The organism is Bacillus mobilis (assembly GCF_001884045.1).
Classification (GTDB): domain Bacteria; phylum Bacillota; class Bacilli; order Bacillales; family Bacillaceae_G; genus Bacillus_A; species Bacillus_A mobilis.
On sequence record NZ_MACF01000086.1, the window covers coordinates 81928 to 103822 of the forward strand.

Here is a 21895-nt window from a genome sequence, read left to right on the forward strand (position 1 = left end):
AAAAAATCCAACTAGCGTATGTTAGTTGGATTTTTTTATGGGAAATAACAAAACATAGAAAGGAGAAATTTATATTTTAGGAGTATAATTATGAAACTTATGACTGGTAAGTTGTTTTGGAATACAGGAGTTTCTATACCTTGTTATCCATCGTTAGAAAATGATATGATATGTGATGTGCTTATAGTCGGAAGCGGAGAAGCAGGTGCTCATATAGCGTATTCGTTAGCGAAAATTGGAATGCGTGTTACGCTCATTGAAAAAAGAGCAATCGCATGCGGTAGCACAGCTGCTAATACAGGTTTACTCCAATTTCTTCATGATAAATCGTTAACCTCACTGATCCATACATTTGGTGAAAAAAAAGGGGTACGAGCATATAAGCTTTGTTACGAAGCGTTACGGACAATGGAGCAAGTTGTACCGACTCTCGATATTGATCCCCAGTTTATTCCGCGAAGTAGTTTGTATTATGCAAGTAGCAATGAGGACGTATCGTTTTTACAAGAAGAATATAATACGTTACGCCATTATGGATTCCCGGTTGAATATTTTACCGATTCACATATGATGAAGAAGTATTCATTCACAAAACAAGCAGCGTTATATACGCATGGTGATGCCGAGGTGAATCCGTATTTATTAGCGCATAGCCTTTTGCATAAAGCAAATCAAATGGGTGCTACTATACATGAGCATACAGAGGCTGTACATATAAAAAAACGCCAAAATGATTTAATTTGTTACACGAAAACAGGAAATAAAGTTGTAGCAAAGAATATTATTATGGCGACAGGTTATGAAACACTTTTCGGAAAGAAAGAAAAAAATACAACAGTGGAAACATCATATGCAGTTGTGACAAATAAGATAGATTCATTTGAAGGCTGGCACGAACAATCATTAATTTGGGAAACAGCACGGCCTTACTTATATTTTCGAACGTATGAAAACCGTATTATTGTAGGTGGATTAGATGAAGCGATGCAAATTCAAACAATCGGTGATACGAAATTATTGCATAAGCGTGATCTCCTTATTAACATTGTAAAAGAGATGTTCCCGCAGTATAAGAATATACAGGCAGAGTACTATTGGGCGGCAGCATTTGGTGGTAGCCATGACGGTCTCCCTATTTTAAAAGAAGACAAAAAGATACATAATTTGTTTTACGCATTACCGTATGGAGGTAATGGGACTGTGTATGGAATGGTATTTGCCAAATTATTTGAGCAGTTATTTACAAATAAAGAAAGTGAAGATTTTTCTTTATTTAATCGATAGAAAAAAGGTAGCGAAGTGATGGAATGAGAGATATAAAAAAGTTTTTACAAAAATTACGTCCTGTACAACTCATTGTTTTGTTTTATTTATTAGCAGTAGTTGTATCGGTGATATTGCTTAGTTTCCCGTTTGTTACGAAGGCTGGTGTGAAATGGACATTTATTGATGCCCTTTTTACATCTGTTAGTGCGGTAAGTGTTACGGGATTGTCTGTTGTTACGATTTCAGATACATTTACTACGGCAGGGATTATTATGTTAGCCCTTATTTTACAATTAGGCGGCTTAGGAATTATGGCACTTGGTACGTTCGTTTGGATTATAACAGGGAAAAAGATTGGTTTGCAGAGAAGAAGGCTCATTATGGCAGACCATAATCAAGGGAATTTATCAGGCCTTGTAGAATTGATGCGCTCTATTTTAATTGTAATTATTTCGATAGAACTTATTGGAGCAATATTATTAGGTACAAGATTCTTACTTTACTTTCCAACTTGGCAAGAAGCTTATTTTCACGGTTTCTTTGCGGCTGTTAGTGCAACTACGAACGGCGGATTTGATTTAACAGGACAATCACTAATTCCGTATAAAAAAGATTACATTGTTCAAATGATTCATATGTTGCTTATTATTTTAGGGGCAATTGGTTTCCCGGTATTAATGGAAGTGAAACAATTCCTTAGTAAAAGGAAACAGCAACTATTTCGCTTTTCATTATTTACAAAATTGACGACAACAACATTTTTTGCGCTCGTTGTCGTTGGAACAATCATGATTTTTTTACTAGAACGAAATCATTTTTTAGCAGGAAAGTCATGGCATGAAACAGTTTTCTATACATTATTCCAATCTGTGACGACGCGAAGTGGTGGACTTGCTACAATGGATATACGTGAATTGTCACAACCGACGCTTTTATTTATGAGTATATTAATGTTTATAGGAGCATCTCCAAGTTCGGTTGGGGGCGGAATACGTACAACAACATTTGCTGTTAGCATATTATCGTTATACACTTTTGCAAGAGGCGGAAGAACGGTTAGAGTCTTTAAACGTCAGCTACATGAAGAGGACGTGCTGAAAGCATCTGTCGTTATGACGATGGGGATTTTATTATGTGCCACAGCGCTATTTATTTTATCTATTACGGAAAACGTACCGCTTATGAGTTTAATTGTTGAAGTGTGTTCGGCTTTCGGGACGACAGGCCTATCGACAGGTATTACGCCAGATTTAACAACGGTTGGTAAACTTGTACTCATTGTACTTATGTTTATCGGGCGTGTCGGTATTTTAACATTTATACTAGCTAGTGGTGGAAGAGAACAGCCACCTCGCTACAAATACCCGAAAGAGAGAATTATTATTGGATAATATGAAACCATTCTACCTACGTTAGGTAGAATGGTTTTTTAGTCGTTAATGCCAAATTGCGGATGCATAAAAGCATCCTTCTTATTCGTTACTTCTTTTTTTAGCAACTCTTGATTTTCTTCTGAAATCCACCCAATATCATTTGTAGGATGGATCCATTCTTCTCCAGCCATAATGGCAGGATCTACTTCATCACTCCAATTGTGAAGTGGACTATTCTCGGAATCATATTTACTGTCTCCGATTACGACGTCATATTGATTTATGAAAGGTTGTTGCATCTTCTTTCCTGTTCCTTTAAAAGATGGGAAATTCATTTGATGCGGGAGCGTTTCATCTAAAATTGGTGACTGAATTTTATCTTTCTTCTTCATAATAATTGCTCCTTTTTATAATGCTTTCTTCATAGGTAGTATTTCCATCTAGCAGTTCTTATGTACTTGTTAACACTTGCCAGTAATAATTATTGTGTGTTGATTCAAACTAGAGTAGAAAGTGAATCCTTGAGAGCAGGTGAATGTATTGGTAAAAAGAAAAGTGAAACAAAATGCGGCAATCAATAATAATAAAACTCCGAAAGAAAGCTTACCAGATGCAGAATTTGCATTAGAGTATGAAGGAGAAAATAGCGCGAAGTATGCAAATCGTAATTCAAAAAAAGGTAAACAAAAATGAGGCGTTTTTTACAAACGCCTCATTTTTTTGTGGGATTATAAAGGTTTTTTTAATTATTTGTAAATTTAGTGTTCATTATTAGCAGAAAAATGCGAAAAAACATAGAAGTAGCAACGTATTACACAAAAACAAACAACAAACAAAAGATTAATGTTGGTTTAATACTGCTTTTACACTAGTTGTTTATATTTGAATTGTACATAAGATTTATAAAAGGAGAGAGAGACAGTGAAAAAAACAATCTTTAAAGCTGTAGCGACTGGAATGGTATTTTCGTTATTAATGGGGTGTGGTGCAAAGAAAGAAGAAAGTGCTGGGGCAAAAGTGAAAGATGATAAATTATCTGGATCATTGACTGTTTACACAGCGATTGAAGAAGAACTTGTACCAATTTATCTTGATTCTTTTAAACAGAAGTATCCAGATGTAAAACTGAACATTGTTCGTGATTCAACTGGAGTTATTACAGCGAAATTGCTAGCTGAAGGAAAAAATACACAAGCAGATGTTGTATGGGGAACAGCAGCGTCTAGTCTACTAGCTTTAGATAAAAAAGATATGTTAAAAGGATACTCTCCAAAAGGAGCAGATCGTGTTCTCACGCAATTTAAAGATGATAAGCAACCAGAAAAATGGGTAGGTAATACGGCATTTATGACGGGGATTGCTGTAAATAAAGAAGAATTAAAGAAGAAAAATTTACCGATGCCAGAATCATATGAAGACTTAACGAAACCAGAATATAAAGGAACGCTTGTTATGCCACATCCGGCTTCTTCTGGAACAGGATTTTTAACAGTTTCTGCATGGTTACAAATTATGGGTGAAGATAAAGGCTGGGATTACATGAAGAAACTTCATGATAATATGGCAACTTATACTCACTCAGGATCAAAACCAGCGAAATTAGCAGGCGCGGGTGAATATCCAGTGGGCGTATCAATGGTTTATAGTGCTTTGAAAGAGAAACAAAAAGGTGCACCAGTTGAAGTTGTATTGCCGAAAGAAGGATTAGGATGGGAAGTAGAAGCGAACGCACTTATTAAAAAAGATAATGCAAAAAATGAAAAATTAGCGCAAGCATTTTTAGATTGGGCAATTACTGATGATGTAATGAAGTTATACTTCGAGAAAAATGGATTTGCGACAATTAAAAATGATTATAAACTTCCAGATGGATTCCCTAAAGATGTAACAGAAAAGTTATACAAAAAGAATGACTTTAAATGGGCAGCAGAAAATCGCGATAAAATTTTAGAAAAATGGGAAAAAGAGTTTGGCCAAAAAGCAGAACCGAAAAAGTAAGTGAGTGGGAGAGAGAAAAAATGAGCGAATATTTATCAATTCAACACATTCAAAAACAGTTTGATGCATTTACAGCGTTAAAAGATATTTCTTTTACTGTGAAAAAAAATGAGTTTGTATGTTTATTAGGCCCAAGTGGTTGTGGGAAAACGACATTGCTTCGAATTTTAGCAGGGCTAGAAGAGGCAACAACAGGTAGTATAGCTGTCAATGGAAAAGATATTACAGCATTACCTCCTGGAAAGAGGAACTTCGGAATGGTGTTTCAATCGTATGCATTATTTCCGAATTTAACAGCACTTGAAAATATTGAATACGGCTTAAAGACAAAAAAATATGGAAAAGCAGAAGTAAAAGAGAAAGCGCTAGAGGCGTTGGAACTAGTTGATTTACTGAATGTAAAAGATAAATATCCTGCTCAAATGTCTGGTGGACAACAGCAGCGAGTGGCACTTGCACGTGCACTCGCTCTGTCTCCGGATATTTTGTTACTGGATGAGCCGTTATCTGCTTTAGATGCAAAAGTACGTGAAAAGTTACGTAGAGAAATGCGTGATTTGCAAGAAAAAGTAGGAGTAACAACTATTATGGTCACGCATGATCAAGAAGAGGCATTAACGATGGCTGATAAAATTGTTGTAATGAATCATGCGGAAATTATGCAGATTGGAACACCAGAGGAGATTTATCAAAGACCAGCCAATCCGTTTGTGGCAGATTTTATTGGTTCTATTAATTTCTTTTCGAAAAATAATGAAGAGCATGCAATTCGTCCTGAACATGTAACAATTGTACAAAATGATGGTATTAAAACGGTTGTGGAAAGTATGGAATTTCGTGGATCTGTATATCGGACGGAAGTGCGAGTAGTAGAAGAGAAAACACATCTTTATAACGAGAAAATTGTAGTGGATATATTGGCATCAGAAGTAGAAAAAACCGCTATTAGAAAAGGAAAGCCGATTCAAATCTCTTTCTCAGAAAATCATATGTTGTCATATGGAAAGAAGGTCATTGTATAGATGGAGATGTTAGAAAATTTCAAGGTAGAAAGTACGAAAAAAAAGATTAAGAGACGTATTGGTAAAGAAGAGTGGATACAAAGACTATTAATTATTGGTATGCTTCTTGCTTTTTTGATCATGCTTGTATTACCTCTATTACAATTGTTTACACAAGCTTTTTACGATAAAGATGGAGCTTTCGTTGGTGTTGCGAATTTCAGTAAATATTTCACAACACCAACGCTAGTTCAATCATTACAAAATACGATATGGATTTCGGGCGCGACAACAATTATTGCAGTGACACTCGCTTTCGCCTACGCCTATGCGATTGCTCGTACGAATGTGTTTGGGAAGCGTGTATTCCAATATATCGCGTTGTTACCACTATTCGCACCAACGATGATGCACGGTATCGCACTGACATATTTATTTGGTAATCAAGGGTTAGTAACGAAAGGAATGTTTGGTTTGTTTGAAGGGATACAAATCCCTTTATATGGACCAGTAGGAATTGTAATTGCTGAAGTTATGTATACATTTCCGCAAGCTTTTCTTATATTATTAATTGCTTTTCAAGGCTCTGATTATCGTTTATATGAAGCTTCTAATATGTTAGGAGCGAGTAAAATAAAGCAATTTTTCACTGTTACTTTACCTAGTGTAAAGTACGGATTAATTAGTGCAATGTTCGTTGTGTTTACACTTAGTTTCACTGATTTTGGGGCACCAAAAATTGTTGGTGGACAATATAATGTACTTGCTACTGATGTATATAAGCAAGTAATTGGGCAACAAAATATGCCGATGGGTGCAACTGTCGGAATGATTTTATTAATCCCTGCTATATTTGCATTTGCAGTTGATCGTATTACGCAAAGAAAGCAGGCGAATCTCTTATCTTCCAAATCAGTACCTTACAGAATAATAAATAATAAGAAACGAGATGTTATTTCATTCGTATACTGTAGCGTAGTAACGCTTATGATCATTCTATTATTTGTGGCAGTTGGTATTGCAGCAAGTGTGAAAGTATGGCCATATAATATGAGCTTTACATTTGAGCATTTTAACTTTTCCAGTTTAACAGGAGATGGACTTGAAGCGTTTAAAAACAGCGTAATTGTTTCAGCAATCACAGCGGTTATTGGAGCGGTTTTAACATTTATGTTCGCTTATGCGATTGAAAAAATAGATCAGCTACAATTTTTCCGAAAAGCAGGTTACTTTTTCTCTATCGTCCCTTTAGCGATACCGGGTTTAGTACTTGGGTTAGGCTATGTCTTCTTCTTTAGTCAACCAACCATACAAATCTTTGGACTTTCCGTAACGAATCCGTTTCATTCTCTATACGGAACAATCGCTGTGCTAGTACTAGTCAATATTATTCATTTTTATTCTGTAACATTTGTTACGGCAACAACAGCTTTAAAGAAATTAGATCGAGAGTTTGAACTTGTTTCACAGTCGATGGGAATTCCGTTTTATAAAACATTCTTTCGAGTAACAGTACCGATGTGTTTACCGGCGATTTTAGAAATGGTAATGTACTACTTCGTAAATTCAATGGTAACTGTTTCGGCAGTTGTATTCCTATATGCAGCTGATTTTAAACTAGCTGCTGTATCAATTGTAAACATGGATGATGCAGGAAATGTAGCACCAGCAGCTGCCATGAGTGTACTTATTGTTGTTACAAATATTGTAGTAAGAGTTGTATATGAATGGGGAACGAAAGCACTTCGTAACCGAACTTCACAATGGCAAAAAAGATAAATAAGAAGGGTGATGGATTGAATGAAAATAGAAGCAATTATTTTTGATTGGGCGGGTACGACAGTTGATTATGGATGTTTTGCACCACTGGAAGTATTTATGGAGATTTTCCATAAACGCGGTGTTGAAATTACTGCAGAAGAAGCTCGTAAGCCAATGGGGTTATTGAAAATTGATCATGTTAGGGCATTAACAGAGATGCCTCGTATTGCGAGTGAGTGGAATCGTGTTTTCGGACAATTACCAACAGAAGCAGATATTCAGGAGATGTATGAAGAATTTGAAGAAATTCTCTTCGCTATTTTACCGCGCTATGCGTCGCCGATTAATGGAGTAAAAGAAGTGATTGCTTCTTTACGTGAAAGAGGAATTAAAATTGGTTCAACGACTGGTTATACGAGAGAAATGATGGATATTGTAGCAAGAGAAGCAGCGCTACAAGGGTATAAACCTGATTTTCTTGTAACGCCAGATGATGTTCCAGCGGGTCGTCCATATCCGTGGATGTGTTATAAAAATGCGATGGAACTTGGGGTATATCCAATGAATCATATGATAAAAGTTGGAGACACGGTATCGGATATGAAAGAGGGAAGAAATGCTGGAATGTGGACAGTTGGTGTCATTCTTGGCAGTAGCGAGCTTGGTTTAACGGAAGAAGAAGTGGAGAATATGGATTCGATAGAACTTCGTGAAAAAATAGAAGTAGTTCGCAATCGTTTCGTTGAAAATGGAGCGCACTTTACGATAGAAACGATGCAGGAACTCGAAAGCGTAATGGAACATATCGAGAAACAAGAACTTATTATTTCATAAAAGGGGAATAGGATCATGACTGAAAATCACTACTTATTATTAACACCAGGACCATTAACGACAACAAAAACGGTAAAAGAAGTTATGTTATACGATTGGTGTACGTGGGATGCTGAATATAACACGATGGTGCAAGATGTAAGAGCTAAACTTGTATTGTTAGCAACGAAGGAAGAAGAGAAATATACGACTGTTCTCATGCAAGGAAGCGGTACGTTTTCAGTTGAAGCAGTAATCGGTTCTGTTATTCCTAAAAATGGAAAATTGCTTGTTTGTACAAATGGTGCGTACGGTAAGCGAATTGTACAAATGGCAAAGATGTTACATATAGATGTGGTGGTTAGTCAAACGGAAGAATGGGAGCCTACTAATATTGCAGAAGTAGAAAAGATATTACAACAAGATAAAGAGATTACACATATTGCAGTTGTTCATTGTGAAACAACAACAGGTATTATCAATCCAATTGTAGATGTATGTAAATTAGGGAAGCAATATGGAAAAGTAACACTAGTTGATGCAATGAGTAGTTTTGGTGGTATTGAAATAGATATTGCTGAGTTGCAAATTGACTTTCTAATTAGTAGTGCGAATAAATGTATTCAAGGGGTTCCTGGGTTTGGCTTTGTTATTGCAAAGCGCGATGAATTGTTGAAATGTAAAGGGCAGGCACGTTCATTATCATTAGATTTATACGATCAGTGGGAGACGATGGAAAATCAAAATGGAAAATGGCGTTTTACGTCACCTACACATGTTGTACATGCTTTTTATCAAGCACTACTTGAATTAGAAAAAGAGGGCGGAGTAAAAGCGCGTTACAATCGATATTATAACAATCAAAAACTATTAGTGAATAGAATGAGAGAAATCGGATTTAAGTCACTAGTAGATGAAAAATATCAATCGCCTATTATTACATCTTTCATTTATCCAGAAGAGTGGTTTGATTTTGGGCAGTTATACAATGAATTAAAGCGCGATGGATTTGTTATTTATCCAGGTAAAATTTCAAAAGTAGATACATTCCGCATTGGAAATATCGGTGATGTACATGAGGCAGATATTAATCGTTTAGTTGATAGTATTGCTAAAGGAGTTGTTATAGGTTGAAAGTATTTTGCTTAGGTGGAGCAGGTAAAATTTGTCGTGAAGCAATTTTAGATTTAGTGCAATTTTCATCTTTTGAGACGATTACAGTAGCTGATTTTAATGAAGAAGAGGGCCTGAAAGTAGTAGAATGGCTCAACGATCCTCGGGTTGATTTTGTGAAAGTAGATGTAACGAATCATGAGGATACGGTTGCAAAAATGAAGGGCTATGACATTGTAATGGATGGCACGACGATAAAGCTAAATGGTTTGTCAACTCGATGTATTGCAGAAGCAGGTTGTCACGGTGTGAATTTGAATGGGTTTGGTGAAGAAAATGACTCACATTCTATATTTGTTCAAAACGGAAAAACATGTTTACCTGGTTTTGGTATGACGCCAGGTGTAACGCAAATGATGGCAATGCATGCAGCAAATCAGCTAGATACTGTAGAATCAGTTCGTGTCAGCCACGGTTCGTATCGCCCGATTGCTTTTTCTGCATCAATTACAGAAACAACGACATATGAATACGATCCACATTTACCATCGCGTACAGTGTATGAGGATGGTGAGTTTAAGCAAGTACCTCCGTTTGCGCGTCCGAGAGAAATAGAATTACCGGCGCCTTATGGTAAGGCAACGCAGTATATAATCCCGCATTCTGAAACGATTACGTTAGCAAAAGCACTGAAAAATAAAGGCGTCAAACTGATAGAGACGAGAGGGACGTGGCCAAAGCAAAATATGCAACTCGTACGTGCGTTATATGATTACGGTATATTGCGTAATGATCAAGTTGAAATAAATGGAGAAGAAATCGGTATTATGGATTGTATTTCGAAGTATTTATTGCAATCGAAAGAGGGACAAGAAACAGAAATTTATGGTTATGCACTTCATGTAGAAGTAATAGGTATGAAAAATAATGAGAAACAAAGGCACGTATTATATCATACACACCCGTTATCTGATGGATCTGTTGTAGGGTGGGGAAAATTAAGAGCTTATACGAGAAACGTCGGTATTCCGTTTGGGATTGCTACAGAGTTAATCGCAAATGGAAATGTAAATAAAGTTGGTGTTGTGACACCTGAGGAAGCTTTTGTAAAGCCACAAATTATTTTTGATGAACTAGTAAAGCGTGGTATTCATATTCATGAAGAAGTTTTTACTGAAAAAGAAAGTTATAACTTTGTATAAGTAAGGTAGTTTATGAGGTAGAAATCAATGGGGTGAGGCTATGTCTGTAGTAGGTGAAGAAAGAAAGCGAACCATTCTTGAGAAGGTAGAGTTTAAAGGGAAAGTAAAAGTTTCAGAGTTAGCGAGAGAGTTTGCTGTATCGACAGAGACGATTCGCCGTTATTTAGAAGAATTGGATCGCGAAAAGAAGTTGAAGAAAGTGTATGGTGGAGCCGTCCAACTTCCGGGAGCTGGAATAGAGGCACCAATGTTAGAACGAGAGATGCTGCATATAGAAGAGAAGAAGAGAATTGGGTATAAAGCAGCGACGTTTGTGGAAGATGGAGATGTGATTGCGATTGATGACGGAAGTACACCTCTTCAAATGGTGCCATATCTTGTTCACCGTAAAAATTTAACGATTGTAACAAGTTCATTTCCAGTAGCAACACAATTAATTTCTTCTATTAATAAAAAGATGTTTCACGGTGAAGTTTTATTTATTGGTGGAAAAGTATCTCCAAAGCATTCACGTGTGTCAGGGTCTATTTCACAGCAAGTAATCCAGCAATTTCATTTTCATAAAGCATTCGTGTCGATTGATGGATTGTTACCTGGTTTTGGGGTTTCTAGTTTTGAATTAGAAAAGGCGAAACTGTCAGAAGCGATGCTGAAATTAGCTGAGAAAACATATATTTTATGTGATCATACAAAAGTAGGGGTAAAGGGAAATTACCGAATAGCAGCATTTTCGCGTATTCAACATGTAATTTGTGATAAGAAAATGCCTTATAGTTTTGAAGAGGAAGTCAAAAAGCATAATATTCAATGGACGACTTGCTAAATAAATTGAACTCCCACCTGATTTTGAGGTGGGAGTTTTACTGTCCGCAAAAAACGGGATGAAAGATTTGGATTTATGCAAAAAGTGGACACATTTTCTCATCTCTTTCATATAATTTACCAATACAAAAAAAGTTGGTCGAAGGAAAGAAGGGAGAAGCATGTCAGAACGGATATATAATAAACTTGTAGTGTATGCAAATATTTTGCAAAAAATTGGTCTTATTAATGAAAAAGAAAAAAGTGAAATTCTTCATACGCTAGGTAAAAAGGCCCTTTGATTAAAGGGTTTTTTATTTTTTATCTTTGGAAATATAAACTTAATGTAATATTATCATTGACAATGATAATGATATTCATTATCATTTATTTGTAGGTGATTGATAACATTTATCAATTATAAAAATTATATATGATAGGGGATATTATTTTGAAAAAAAGTTATATTAAGGCGCTAGTAGTAGCCACAACATTAGTAATTCCATTTGCTACATACTCTACTCCAGCATTAGCAGCACTAAAAGCTGAAGCAAACCAGTCGGTGGCAGCAGCTAGTGAACGTACATACGATACTGAGATTAAAATATATAAGGATCAAAAAGATGAGCCATCTATGGTTTCTCAGTACATAAAAAATCCTAAAGTAGCAATTGAAAATGGGAAAAAAATCGTTACTGTAACAATACAAGATAGCGATTATTTTCAATATCTTAGAATAGAGGATAAAAACCAACCTGGTGTATTTCAAGATGTGAAAGTTTTATCAGAAGATAAGAGGAAAAATGGAACGAAAGTAGTCCAATTTGAAATTGGCGAATTCGAGAAGAAGCATAATATGCAAATGCATATACTTATTCCGGCCATCGGATATGATCACAAATATCAAGTTCAATTTGAAATTAAAGATCCAACTGTAGGTGACAAAGAAACAGAGAAACCAGATGATAACTCTAATTCAGGCAATACGGGGACGGATAATCCAGTTGATAGTCAAAATATGATAACAGATAACAAATTAAGAGAACTTGTTAATAAAAAAGTATTTAATAGAAAAGATTTAAATACACCAATTACGAAAGAGGATTTATTACAAGTAAAGGACTTGTTTTTAAACACGAATGAGATTCTTGATTATAGTGCATTAAAATATATGCCAAATTTAAAATCTTTAACAGTTGCGAATGCGAAGATAACAGATCCGTCGTTCTTTGCGAATTTAAAGCAATTAAATCATTTAGCTTTGCGTGGTAATGAATTTTCAGATGTAACGCCACTTGTTAAGATGGATAATTTAGCATCTCTTGATTTGAGTAATAATAAAATTACAAACGTTGCACCACTCATTGAAATGAAAAATGTAAAAAGTTTATATCTATCAGGCAACCAAATAGAAGACGTAACAGCATTAGCGAAAATGGAACAACTAGATTACTTGAATTTAGCAAATAATAAAATTACGAATGTTGCTCCATTAAGCGCGTTGAAAAATGTAACATACTTAACTTTAGCAGGTAATCAAATTGAAGATATTAAACCGTTATATTCATTACCTTTAAAAGACTTAGTATTAACGCGTAATAAAGTTAAAGATTTATCGGGTATTGATCAAATGAATCAATTAAATAAATTATTTATCGGGAAAAATCAAATTGAAGATGTGACACCACTTGCTAAAATGACTCAGCTTACAGAATTAGATTTACCTAATAATGAGTTAAAGGATATTACTCCATTATCAAATCTAGTAAACTTACAAAAACTTGATTTAGAAGCAAATTATATTTCAGACTTATCGCCAGTTAGTAAGTTGAATAAGTTAGTATATTTAAGTTTTGTTGCAAATGAAATCCGCGATGTTAGACCAGTAATAGAACTAAGTAAGAAGGCTTATATTAATGTTCAAAACCAAAAAGTCTTTCTAGAGGATACAGAAGTAAACAAAGAAGTAAAAGTACCTATATACGAAAAAGACGGCGAGGTATCTACAAAAATCCGTTTGAAGAGTGATGGTGGTACGTATAGTAATGATGCAGTTAAGTGGAGTACACCAGGTGAGAAAGTATATGAGTTTGGAGTGAAAGATCCATTTGCGGATACAGGAATCTTCTTTACAGGTTCGGTAATTCAAAATGTGTTAGAAGGTAAAGGGGATAATACTTCTAAAGAAGATGAAAAAGTAGAAGTAGTAGAATTTAAAGATGTACCAAAAGGACATTGGTCAGAAGAAGCAATTAATTATTTAGCGAAAGAAAATATTTTCAAGGGATATGGAAATGGACAATTTGGATTTGGAGATCGTATTACTCGTGGACAAGTTGCGTCTTTAGTACAAAGGTACTTGAAATTAGAAAATAAAGGAGAGCAGAAAGAGAGATTTACAGATACGAAAGGGCATATGTTTGAGCATGATATTGCTACAGTTGCGCAAGCAGGAATTATGCAAGGTGATGGTACTAGGGAGTTTCGCCCAGATGGAGTATTAACTCGATACGAAATGTCTGTAGTATTATATAAAGTATTTCAGTTAAAAGAAGATGGAAATAATAAAGTGAACTTTACAGATGTACCGACTGGTCATTGGGCAGAAGGATATGTGAAAGCGTTAGCGGATAATAATATATCAAAAGGTGATGGAAAAGGAAACTTTTTAGGTGATGATTTCGTAACACGTGAACAATATGCACAGTTTTTATATAACGCGATAACGAAATAAAAGATGAGAAAATACGTTATTCTTTGATTTAATAAGAATAACGTATTTTTTATGTACAAAATGAAATAGGCAATAGACAGGAGTATAGATATATGAATGGCCCATTTTAAAGAAGAGCTGTGAAACTATATTGACAAAAAGGCATTCTCGTGTGATAATTCAATTAAATTTTTAGAATAATCAAAAAATACTCCTTTTACATAGAAAGGATTCGAACATTATATAAATATTATGCCGGGGGTGACGAAATGTTATTTTTTCTAAAGAAATGGAATGAATTAAAAGATGTGAAATCTGAATTGGCACTTCGTGATTGGTTTTATGGTACAAAAATTAGTTTATCACTCTGTACGTCAAAAGAACCGTTAACTTTTTTAGTAAATGTTGAGGGAAGAGATAAAGGGTTATTTTCAGAAGAAGACTTTATTGTTGTTAATTGTATGTGTGAGCCAGTATTTGAAAATGAAGAAAAACCAGCTGTAGAATCGTTTATGCATGCGGATATTTATAAAAAGAGTAGTGCAGAATGTATTTTACAAGTGCAGACTGTAGATAGCCATTTAATATCAGAGTTATATGGAGAAGAAGGGGAAGTAACATTTGATAAACGTAGCGTGGAACGTGTTTTTGGAAAAGAAGGTATAACAGAAATGACAATTCCCATTGTAGAAGATGAGAAAAAATTTGCTGATTTATTAGAAAATAATGTACCGAATTTTATTGAAGGTGGAGGAGTAGTTCTTGTTCATAATTATGGCATGATTGTGTGGGGGAAAACTCCAGAAGAAGCGAAAAAATGGCTAGAGGGTATAGAATATTTAATGAATTACCATGTAAAGTTGTTAATGATAAAAGGTGCAAAGAGCTCTGTTATATAAAATGTTTGTGATGTCGTTACAAGCCAACAAACAAATGAAAGCGTTTTAAAAATAATTTTACTCATAAAATATAGGTCTCCTTATTATATATAGATTACATGTTGACATGTAAGGAGGAACATATTTTGCGAGTTAAATATCATTTTCTGCCAAAACAGCAAGTAACATTTTGCAAAATAAGCGATTCAGGTGAAGAGGCTTTGCACATTATGAATGAAACGGGATTTCGAGCAATCCCTGTATTAGCAGAAGATGAAAAGAAATTCATGGGGATTATTTATAAAGTAGATCTTTTAGAAAAAAAGTGTGAAAGCGGATTAGAGAAATTAAGTACGGAACATATGCTGGAAGATTCCTCTGCATGTATTTTTGAAAAGGATTCTTTTTTTAGAGCATTTTATGTTATTCGTCGGCTTCCATTTTTAGCTGTGCTAAATGACTATAATGAATTTGTCGGTATCTTAACGCATTCCAATATATTTGATGTTATTGAAGATTCATTCGGTATGCGGACGGGTGGTTATATATTAACAATTGCAACACAAGATTGTAAGGGAACGATTAAAGAACTTGGGACATTGTTGAAAGCTTTTAATATCGGTGGACTATTTACGCTAGATAACGGTGATCAATATATTCGCCGCGTTATCGTAAATATAGCAGATGAGTTAAATGAAAAAAGACTGAAGCAATTAATCGAAAAAATAGAGAAAAAAGGATTCAGGGTGAGCCATGTAGATTATATTTAAGATGGAAAGGTACCAATTTGCTATATGCAGATTGGTACCTTTTTTAGTGTGAGTAATGAATCTTATTTTGAAACAGGAGGCGGAGATAATGCTAAATCAGATAAAAAAATAAAATCGGCATGTTCACGAATGTTAGGGATAGAAGACTCTATAACACGTGATGTAATTTCACCTGGAGGTCCAACGTGTCCGATAGCTACCATAATTGGTTTTTCTTGAAGTTTTTTAATGAGTAATTGGGCCTGTTTTGAAATATGTGCCGCTGTATACACATCATCAAAAAATAATTGGTTTTCAATAATAGGCACTCCTAATTCTTTCCCGATTTTTGGGACAACACTCTTAGGATTAGTTTTGCTATCTAAATAAAATAAACCGTGTTTTTTACAAGCTGCAAGTATAAGCCTTACAATTCTTTCGTCTGCAGTCACTTTTGATCCCATATGATTGTTCATCCCAATTGCATGTGGTACTTCTTGAATCGCTTGTTCGAGTCGGTTATTTATTTCTTCGTCGCTTAAGTCAGTTGTAATTGCTTTTGGTCCAAGCCATTCTTTTTTACCTTTAATAGGTTCCATTGGCATATGTATAATAACTTCGTGCCCTTTTTTATGAGCCGCTATCGCATCTTCCTTTGTAGAAGGGAGAAAAGGCATAACGGCAACAGTCAGTGGAATAGGAAGTGATAACATTTTATCAGTCCCCTTCATATTATTGCCGAAGTCATCAATGACAATAGCAACTTTGTTTGTATGAGCTTTTGCTTGAACAGGAAATAAGAAGGATGGTAAGAACATAGTAAATATAAGCAATGCAATCGTATATTTGCGCATATAAATATTTCCTTTCTATTTTATCCGGCTATTTGCGAGCGGTGAGGAATGAACAAAATTCCGAATGATTAAATTGCACTTTATCAATCATCATTATGTTTTGCGTTTTTATATAAATTAAACAAAAAATGTCGAAGAAAAGTATATGGAAAATAGAAAATCCGCTATTTAATTGGTATTTGTAAAAAAAGAAGATGAAAAAAATGTCTATTATTGCGAATGTATTTACAAAGATAGAATAATTTGTAATAATTCTCAAAGTGAGGGTAAAGATTTGTAAATTACAGGGAGAAAATGTTAAATTTTCTGATTCTTCAAATTCAAATATGATGTAAGTAGTTAAAAGGCCGATGGAGAAGTGAAGCAGAGAGCATGGAAGTATAATAAGGGGGATATGAATGTTTACTGTAAAAAGGAAGTACACATTAGAAAAGCTTTCACGTGATATTCATATGAAACGTGAAGAAATGATTCAATTAGGTTTAACGAGTGGGTTAAATAGTATGGAGACGATTCAAGTGAGTCAAGAATTGGACAAGCTTATTTTACAGTACCAGTGTTATAAAGAAAAACAAACACCAAAATGGTTATCAATTATAAAGGTACCTATTTTTCAAATTGGGTATGAAGGGAAATCGAGTAATTTTTGGCGAATGCTTGTAGCTGGTTTTATGAAATAAGTATAATTACCCTTTTGGGAGAAGGATAATTATACTAGGTGTAACGGAATTTCGATATGAACGGTCGTTCCTTCGTTTTCTATACTGTCGATAAAAATATGCCCATTGTACATCTCTACAATTCGTTTACATATGACAAGTCCAAGACCTGTTCCAGTATCTTTATTAGTAAAGAACGGATGAAAGAGGTGTTTTTGAATATGTTTTGGAATCCCTTTTCCAGTATCTTTAATTTGCAATTGTGCGTGTGTTTCATTGTTCGTTACGGAAATAGTTAGTGTGTCACCAGAAGTCATGGCTTCAATTGCATTTTTTGTAATGTTTAAAACCACTTGTTTCATATGGTCTTTTGAGCAACGGATATGAACAGGATGGTCTGGCAAATGTAAATTGAATATAATGTTATGTAGATTCGCCTCAGATTGAATAATTAATGCTACCTCATTTAGAATGTTTCTCACATCATATGTTTGTTCAATGATAGCAGTTGGCTTTCCAAGAATAAGAAATTCGCTTACAATTTCATTAATCCGTTCTATTTCTTGTTCGATAACGGAAAAATAGAATTGATCTTGTTCATCTTTATATTTCTCTTTCAATAGAGCAACGAGTCCTTTAATTCCGGTAAGGGGATTACGGATTTCGTGGGCTGTACTAGCTGCAAAAGTGCCAACCAATTCAATTTTTTGTAGTTCATTTTGTTGTCTTTCCAGTTTTGTTTGACGTTTTAACAACATATATTGAGCAAGTAAAAATAAAATAGACATTAAAAATAAAGTAGCTATACACTCTATTGAAACCCACTGATATAATGTTTTTTGATGGATAGGTAATGGAGAAACAGAGACCTTCCAATTTAATCTTTGGAGTGGGGTAGTAAGCATATTAGAATGCGCATCACTTGTTTCTTTATTATCATCGGTGAGAAAAACTACATCATGTTTATCAGTTACTTCAAAATGGTATTGTGGCTTAATAGCATTTAAAGATGCTGAAATGTAGTCAAAGCGTAAACTTGCTAACAATAAGCCTGAGATTTCCTTCTGTTTATTAAAAATGGGAGAAGCAATTATAATAGCTTGATGTCCAAGAACACGATCCGTAATGACTGATGATATAGTTGTTTTCTTCGTCTGTAACGCGTCTTGAATATATTTACGATCTGAGACATCAACAGGTGGTCGGTCGCCTTCGGATGCGACTGTAATGATACCTTCTGGTGTAGCGTAATATAAACCAGAAAAGCGTGCATCGTTTTCATCAGTATCATGTACAATTTGTTTTACTCCATTTATATTTCCAGTCTCGGTTCCTACGACCTTTGAGAGCATTTCTAATGCGGAAATTGCTTCACCAAGGTGATGATCTAAATAGTCTCTATATAAAAAGAGAACCGTGTGAGCAGATAGTTTGTTTTCCTGCTTCATTTTATACGAATGATATGAATAAAATGTAGCACCAATCCCTATCGTTGGTAGGATAACAAGCAATATATATAAAACTATGCTGTGGAATTTGACTTTCAAATTTGGTACTCCTTCTTTTTTATTATCATTATATATAAACTATGTTAAAATTGTCATGTTTTTATTCAAGAATCATTCATAATATATTTGGGGAGAGGTAATGAATGAGTGAATACTCATTCGGAATTTACATGAAGTACTAAACTGTTTTTCTTTTTATTACTGAGAATTTAAGTGAAGGGTTGAAAGTTGTATGACATCAAATAATGAACGAGAAGATATTTCTCAATCTCTAAAAGTATTTATTGCATTATCTCGTGTACATCGTTCTGTTATGGATACTACAAATAAATCTATACAAAGTAACGGGTTAAATCCAACTGAATTTGCTGTATTAGAACTGTTATATCATAAAGGTGGTCAACCACTTCAGCAAATTGGTGAGCGTATTTTAATAGCGAGTGGCAGCATTACATATGTTGTAGATAAGCTAGAGAAAAAGGGACTAGTAAAGAGAATTCCGTGCCCGAATGACAGACGTGTTATTTATGCACAATTAACTGAGTCTGGAGAGAACTTTATTGCTTCTATTTTTCCAGGGCATGAACAAGTTATACATCAGTCTTTTGAAATGTTAACGAAAGAGGAAAAGGATGAATTACTTGATCTATTAAAAAAGATTGGAAAGTATGAAAAGTAATAGTATGTTCCAAAGGAGCTTTGGATAATGAAATCCAAGGCTTTTTTGTTTATATGTAATTATGACAGGATCTGCCGTATTTTGCTGAAGAATAAGAGGAGATTTGTAAGTAAGCATTGAATTATAGTAAGGATGCACATAATGGAGAGGAGGCTCGTTCATGTCATTTAAAGACTATGAATATAAACGGCCAAATATTGAAGAATTAAAAGAGAAGTTTACTGTTGCTTTAGAGAAGTTTGATAACGCCAAAACGGTAGAAGAGCAAAAACAAGTCATCAATTCAATTAACGAAATTCGCAACGACTTCGGTACAATGGGGAATCTTTGTTACATTCGTCATTCTGTCGATACGACAGATGCCTTTTATAAGGAAGAGCAAGATTTCTTTGATGAATTCTCTCCAGTTGTACAAGGATATGGTACAAAGTATTATCATGCGTTAATACATTCTCCATACCGTGAAGAATTAGAAGCGTATTATGGGAAGCAATTATTTGCTTTAGCGGAGTGTGATTTAAAAACATATTCTGATGATGTCGTGAAAGATTTACAATTAGAGAATAAATTGTCTTCACAATATACGCAGTTATTAGCATCTGCAAAAATTGACTTTGCAGGAGAAGAAAGAACGTTATCGCAGCTTATTCCATTTATGCAGGGGAAAGAAAGAAGTGAACGTAAAGTAGCAAGTGAAGCATATTACGGATTTTTAGCTGGGAATGAGGAAGAGTTAGATCGTATTTATGATGAGCTTGTTAAAGTGAGAACGAAAATCGCTAAATCTTTAGGTTTCAAAAACTTTGTTGAACTTGGATATGCAAGAATGTACCGTACAGATTATAATGCGGAAATGGTGGCGAATTATCGTCAGCAAGTACTTGATTATATCGTTCCAGTTACAACGGAATTAAGAAAACGACAACAAGCACGTATCGGTGTAGAGAAGTTAGCGTATTACGACGAAAACTTTGAGTTTGCTACTGGTAATCCAACTCCGAAAGGAGATGCGGATTGGATTGTTAATCATGGGAAAACGATGTATAAAGAGTTATCGGCTGAAACGGATGAATTTTTCAATTTCATGCTAGATAATGATTTATTAGATTTAGTTGCGAAAAAAGGAAAAGCTGGTGGCGGATATTGTACATATATTGAGAATTATAAAGCGCCATTTATTTTCTCAAACTTCAATGGAACATCTGGCGACATTGATGTATTAACACATGAAGCTGGTCATGCTTTCCAAGTATATGAAAGCCGTAAGTTTGAAATTCCAGAATACAATTGGCCAACGTATGAAGCATGTGAAATTCATTCTATGAGTATGGAATTCTTTACATGGCCATGGATGAAGTCATTCTTTGAAGAAGATGCAGATAAATATTATTTCTCTCACTTAAGTTCAGCACTTCTGTTTTTACCGTATGGTGTATCTGTTGATGAATATCAACATTATGTATATGAAAATCCAGAAGCATCACCAGAAGAGCGTAAGACAGCATGGCGTAATATAGAGAAAAAGTATTTGCCGCATCGTGACTATGAAGATAATGATTATTTAGAGCGCGGTGGTTTTTGGCAACGTCAAGGACATATTTATAGCTCGCCGTTCTACTATATCGACTACACGTTAGCACAAATTTGTGCACTGCAATTTTGGAAACGTGCAAGAGATAATAGACAAGAGGCGTGGGAAGATTATGTAACTCTGTGCCAACAAGGTGGAAGTAAATCATTCTTGGAATTAGTGGAAGTTGCAAATTTAACATCACCATTTGCTGAAGGTTGTGTGAAAAGTGTCATTACAGAAATAGAAGCGTGGCTACATGCGATTGACGACACAAAATTGTAAAAAACATGCGCTTTTTTTCACATGTTTAACATCGACATAGCGAGAAAATGATGAGATAATAAAAGAAAATTCAGAATACTAAAAGGTGTTTCTAATAGGAGCACCTTTTTTCACCAACAAAAAGGGGGAAAGAAGTATGCTTCAATCTAATATGGATGTGAGTTTAGAAAGTTTGTTGAACTCGTTACAGTCTACCCGAAGCACGCTATTATCAGAAATTGAAATGTTAAATGATACAGAAGTGAATGTAAAACCGCGCCGTGATAAATGGAGTATTATTCAAATTTTGCATCATTTACATTTAGTTGAACAATCCGTCACGTCTGCCCTTGTATATGCTTTACAAAAAAATGAAAGAAACACGACTCCATTTAAAGACCTCCAACTTACGCTTGATCGCACACATAAACGAGAAGCTCCTCAGCAAATGCAACCAACAGAAACGTTAATGAAAAAACAGCAAGGAATTCAATTACTAGAACATTCACGACAAGAACTATTACACGCGCTTCATAGTGTGCTAGATGAAAAAGATCTATTTGAAAATGGATTAAAGCATCCGGTTTTTAATGATCTGAATTTGTATCAGTGGGTTCAATTTCTTGATTTGCATGAACAAAGACATCTTACGCAGTTAAAAGAGGCGAAACACGCAATTTTACAGCGATAATT

20 protein-coding genes are annotated in these 21895 nt (G+C 34.8%); 17 read left to right on the forward strand and 3 right to left on the reverse strand.

The features are described 5' to 3' along the window. Positions 1–90 precede the first annotated feature (90 nt). Positions 91–1284: an NAD(P)/FAD-dependent oxidoreductase gene (locus tag BAQ44_RS15420; protein ID WP_071722249.1), complete on the forward strand. Its 1194-nt coding sequence runs from the start codon at positions 91–93 to the stop codon at positions 1282–1284. Between the two features lie 23 nt (positions 1285–1307). After that, a complete protein-coding gene (locus BAQ44_RS15425; protein WP_063261890.1) occupies positions 1308–2657 on the forward strand; it encodes a TrkH family potassium uptake protein in 1350 nt (449 codons plus the stop codon). Positions 2658–2695: 38 nt separating this feature from the next. On the opposite strand, the gene BAQ44_RS15430 is transcribed toward BAQ44_RS15425, so the two are convergent. Then, positions 2696–3031 carry a DUF3905 domain-containing protein gene (locus BAQ44_RS15430; protein ID WP_061678858.1) on the reverse strand — a complete coding sequence of 112 codons (336 nt, stop codon included), beginning with the start codon at positions 3029–3031 and terminating at the stop codon, positions 2696–2698. A 148-nt stretch (positions 3032–3179) separates the two neighbouring features. On the opposite strand from BAQ44_RS15430, the gene BAQ44_RS30860 reads away from it, so the two are divergent. The 11 genes from BAQ44_RS30860 (at position 3180) to cbpA (ending at position 15689) form a co-directional block, all read left to right on the forward strand. Beyond that, complete coding sequence (locus tag BAQ44_RS30860; RefSeq protein ID WP_000240799.1) at positions 3180–3332, forward strand: protein YkzP; 153 nt, start codon at positions 3180–3182, stop codon at positions 3330–3332. Between the two features lie 228 nt (positions 3333–3560). Next, positions 3561–4637 (forward strand): putative 2-aminoethylphosphonate ABC transporter substrate-binding protein, encoded by a 1077-nt coding sequence (locus BAQ44_RS15445; RefSeq protein WP_061678859.1) that lies wholly within the window; start codon positions 3561–3563, stop codon positions 4635–4637. A 20-nt stretch (positions 4638–4657) separates the two neighbouring features. Next, complete coding sequence (locus BAQ44_RS15450; protein WP_061678860.1) at positions 4658–5659, forward strand: putative 2-aminoethylphosphonate ABC transporter ATP-binding protein; 1002 nt, start codon at positions 4658–4660, stop codon at positions 5657–5659. Continuing rightward, positions 5660–7417 carry a putative 2-aminoethylphosphonate ABC transporter permease subunit gene (locus BAQ44_RS15455; RefSeq protein ID WP_071722251.1) on the forward strand — a complete coding sequence of 586 codons (1758 nt, stop codon included), beginning with the start codon at positions 5660–5662 and terminating at the stop codon, positions 7415–7417. 21 nt (positions 7418–7438) lie between these two features. Then, positions 7439–8233 carry a phosphonoacetaldehyde hydrolase gene (gene phnX, locus BAQ44_RS15460; protein WP_071722253.1) on the forward strand — a complete coding sequence of 265 codons (795 nt, stop codon included), beginning with the start codon at positions 7439–7441 and terminating at the stop codon, positions 8231–8233. A 15-nt stretch (positions 8234–8248) separates the two neighbouring features. Next, a complete protein-coding gene (gene phnW / locus BAQ44_RS15465; RefSeq protein ID WP_071722255.1) occupies positions 8249–9346 on the forward strand; it encodes a 2-aminoethylphosphonate--pyruvate transaminase in 1098 nt (365 codons plus the stop codon). After that, positions 9343–10527: a saccharopine dehydrogenase family protein gene (locus BAQ44_RS15470; RefSeq protein ID WP_071722257.1), complete on the forward strand. Its 1185-nt coding sequence runs from the start codon at positions 9343–9345 to the stop codon at positions 10525–10527. The genes phnW and BAQ44_RS15470 overlap by 4 nt, the downstream gene beginning before the upstream one ends. Before the next feature lie 40 nt (positions 10528–10567). Continuing rightward, positions 10568–11350 (forward strand): DeoR/GlpR family DNA-binding transcription regulator, encoded by a 783-nt coding sequence (locus BAQ44_RS15475; protein WP_071722259.1) that lies wholly within the window; start codon positions 10568–10570, stop codon positions 11348–11350. Positions 11351–11779: 429 nt separating this feature from the next. Continuing rightward, entirely contained in the window at positions 11780–14062 is a 2283-nt protein-coding gene (locus BAQ44_RS15485) for an NEAT domain-containing leucine-rich repeat protein (RefSeq protein WP_071722263.1), read from the forward strand. Between the two features lie 248 nt (positions 14063–14310). Further along, the gene (locus tag BAQ44_RS15490) at positions 14311–14940 is read left to right on the forward strand and encodes a class II aldolase/adducin family protein (RefSeq protein ID WP_061678866.1); all 630 of its coding nucleotides are present in this window, start codon (positions 14311–14313) and stop codon (positions 14938–14940) included. 125 nt (positions 14941–15065) lie between these two features. Next, positions 15066–15689, forward strand: a complete 624-nt coding sequence (cbpA, locus tag BAQ44_RS15495; protein WP_061678867.1) for a cyclic di-AMP binding protein CbpA — start codon at positions 15066–15068, stop codon at positions 15687–15689. Positions 15690–15751: 62 nt separating this feature from the next. Here cbpA and BAQ44_RS15500 read toward each other — a convergent pair whose 3' ends face one another. Beyond that, complete coding sequence (locus BAQ44_RS15500; protein ID WP_071722264.1) at positions 15752–16522, reverse strand: divergent polysaccharide deacetylase family protein; 771 nt, start codon at positions 16520–16522, stop codon at positions 15752–15754. 398 nt (positions 16523–16920) lie between these two features. On the opposite strand from BAQ44_RS15500, the gene BAQ44_RS15505 reads away from it, so the two are divergent. Then, positions 16921–17202, forward strand: a complete 282-nt coding sequence (locus tag BAQ44_RS15505; protein WP_000495532.1) for an aspartyl-phosphate phosphatase Spo0E family protein — start codon at positions 16921–16923, stop codon at positions 17200–17202. A 29-nt stretch (positions 17203–17231) separates the two neighbouring features. Here the strand turns inward: BAQ44_RS15505 and BAQ44_RS15510 are convergent, their stop codons facing one another. Next, positions 17232–18728: a sensor histidine kinase gene (locus BAQ44_RS15510; RefSeq protein WP_063261899.1), complete on the reverse strand. Its 1497-nt coding sequence runs from the start codon at positions 18726–18728 to the stop codon at positions 17232–17234. A 193-nt stretch (positions 18729–18921) separates the two neighbouring features. On the opposite strand from BAQ44_RS15510, the gene BAQ44_RS15515 reads away from it, so the two are divergent. From BAQ44_RS15515 to BAQ44_RS15525, 3 genes are all read left to right on the forward strand, one after another. Continuing rightward, entirely contained in the window at positions 18922–19368 is a 447-nt protein-coding gene (locus tag BAQ44_RS15515; RefSeq protein WP_000203340.1) for a MarR family winged helix-turn-helix transcriptional regulator, read from the forward strand. A gap of 160 nt (positions 19369–19528) precedes the next feature. Beyond that, positions 19529–21223 (forward strand): M3 family oligoendopeptidase, encoded by a 1695-nt coding sequence (locus tag BAQ44_RS15520; protein WP_063261900.1) that lies wholly within the window; start codon positions 19529–19531, stop codon positions 21221–21223. Positions 21224–21359: 136 nt separating this feature from the next. Beyond that, on the forward strand, positions 21360–21893 hold the full coding sequence (locus tag BAQ44_RS15525; protein ID WP_061678871.1) for a DinB family protein: 534 nt from the start codon (positions 21360–21362) through the stop codon (positions 21891–21893). Positions 21894–21895: the final 2 nt, after the last annotated feature.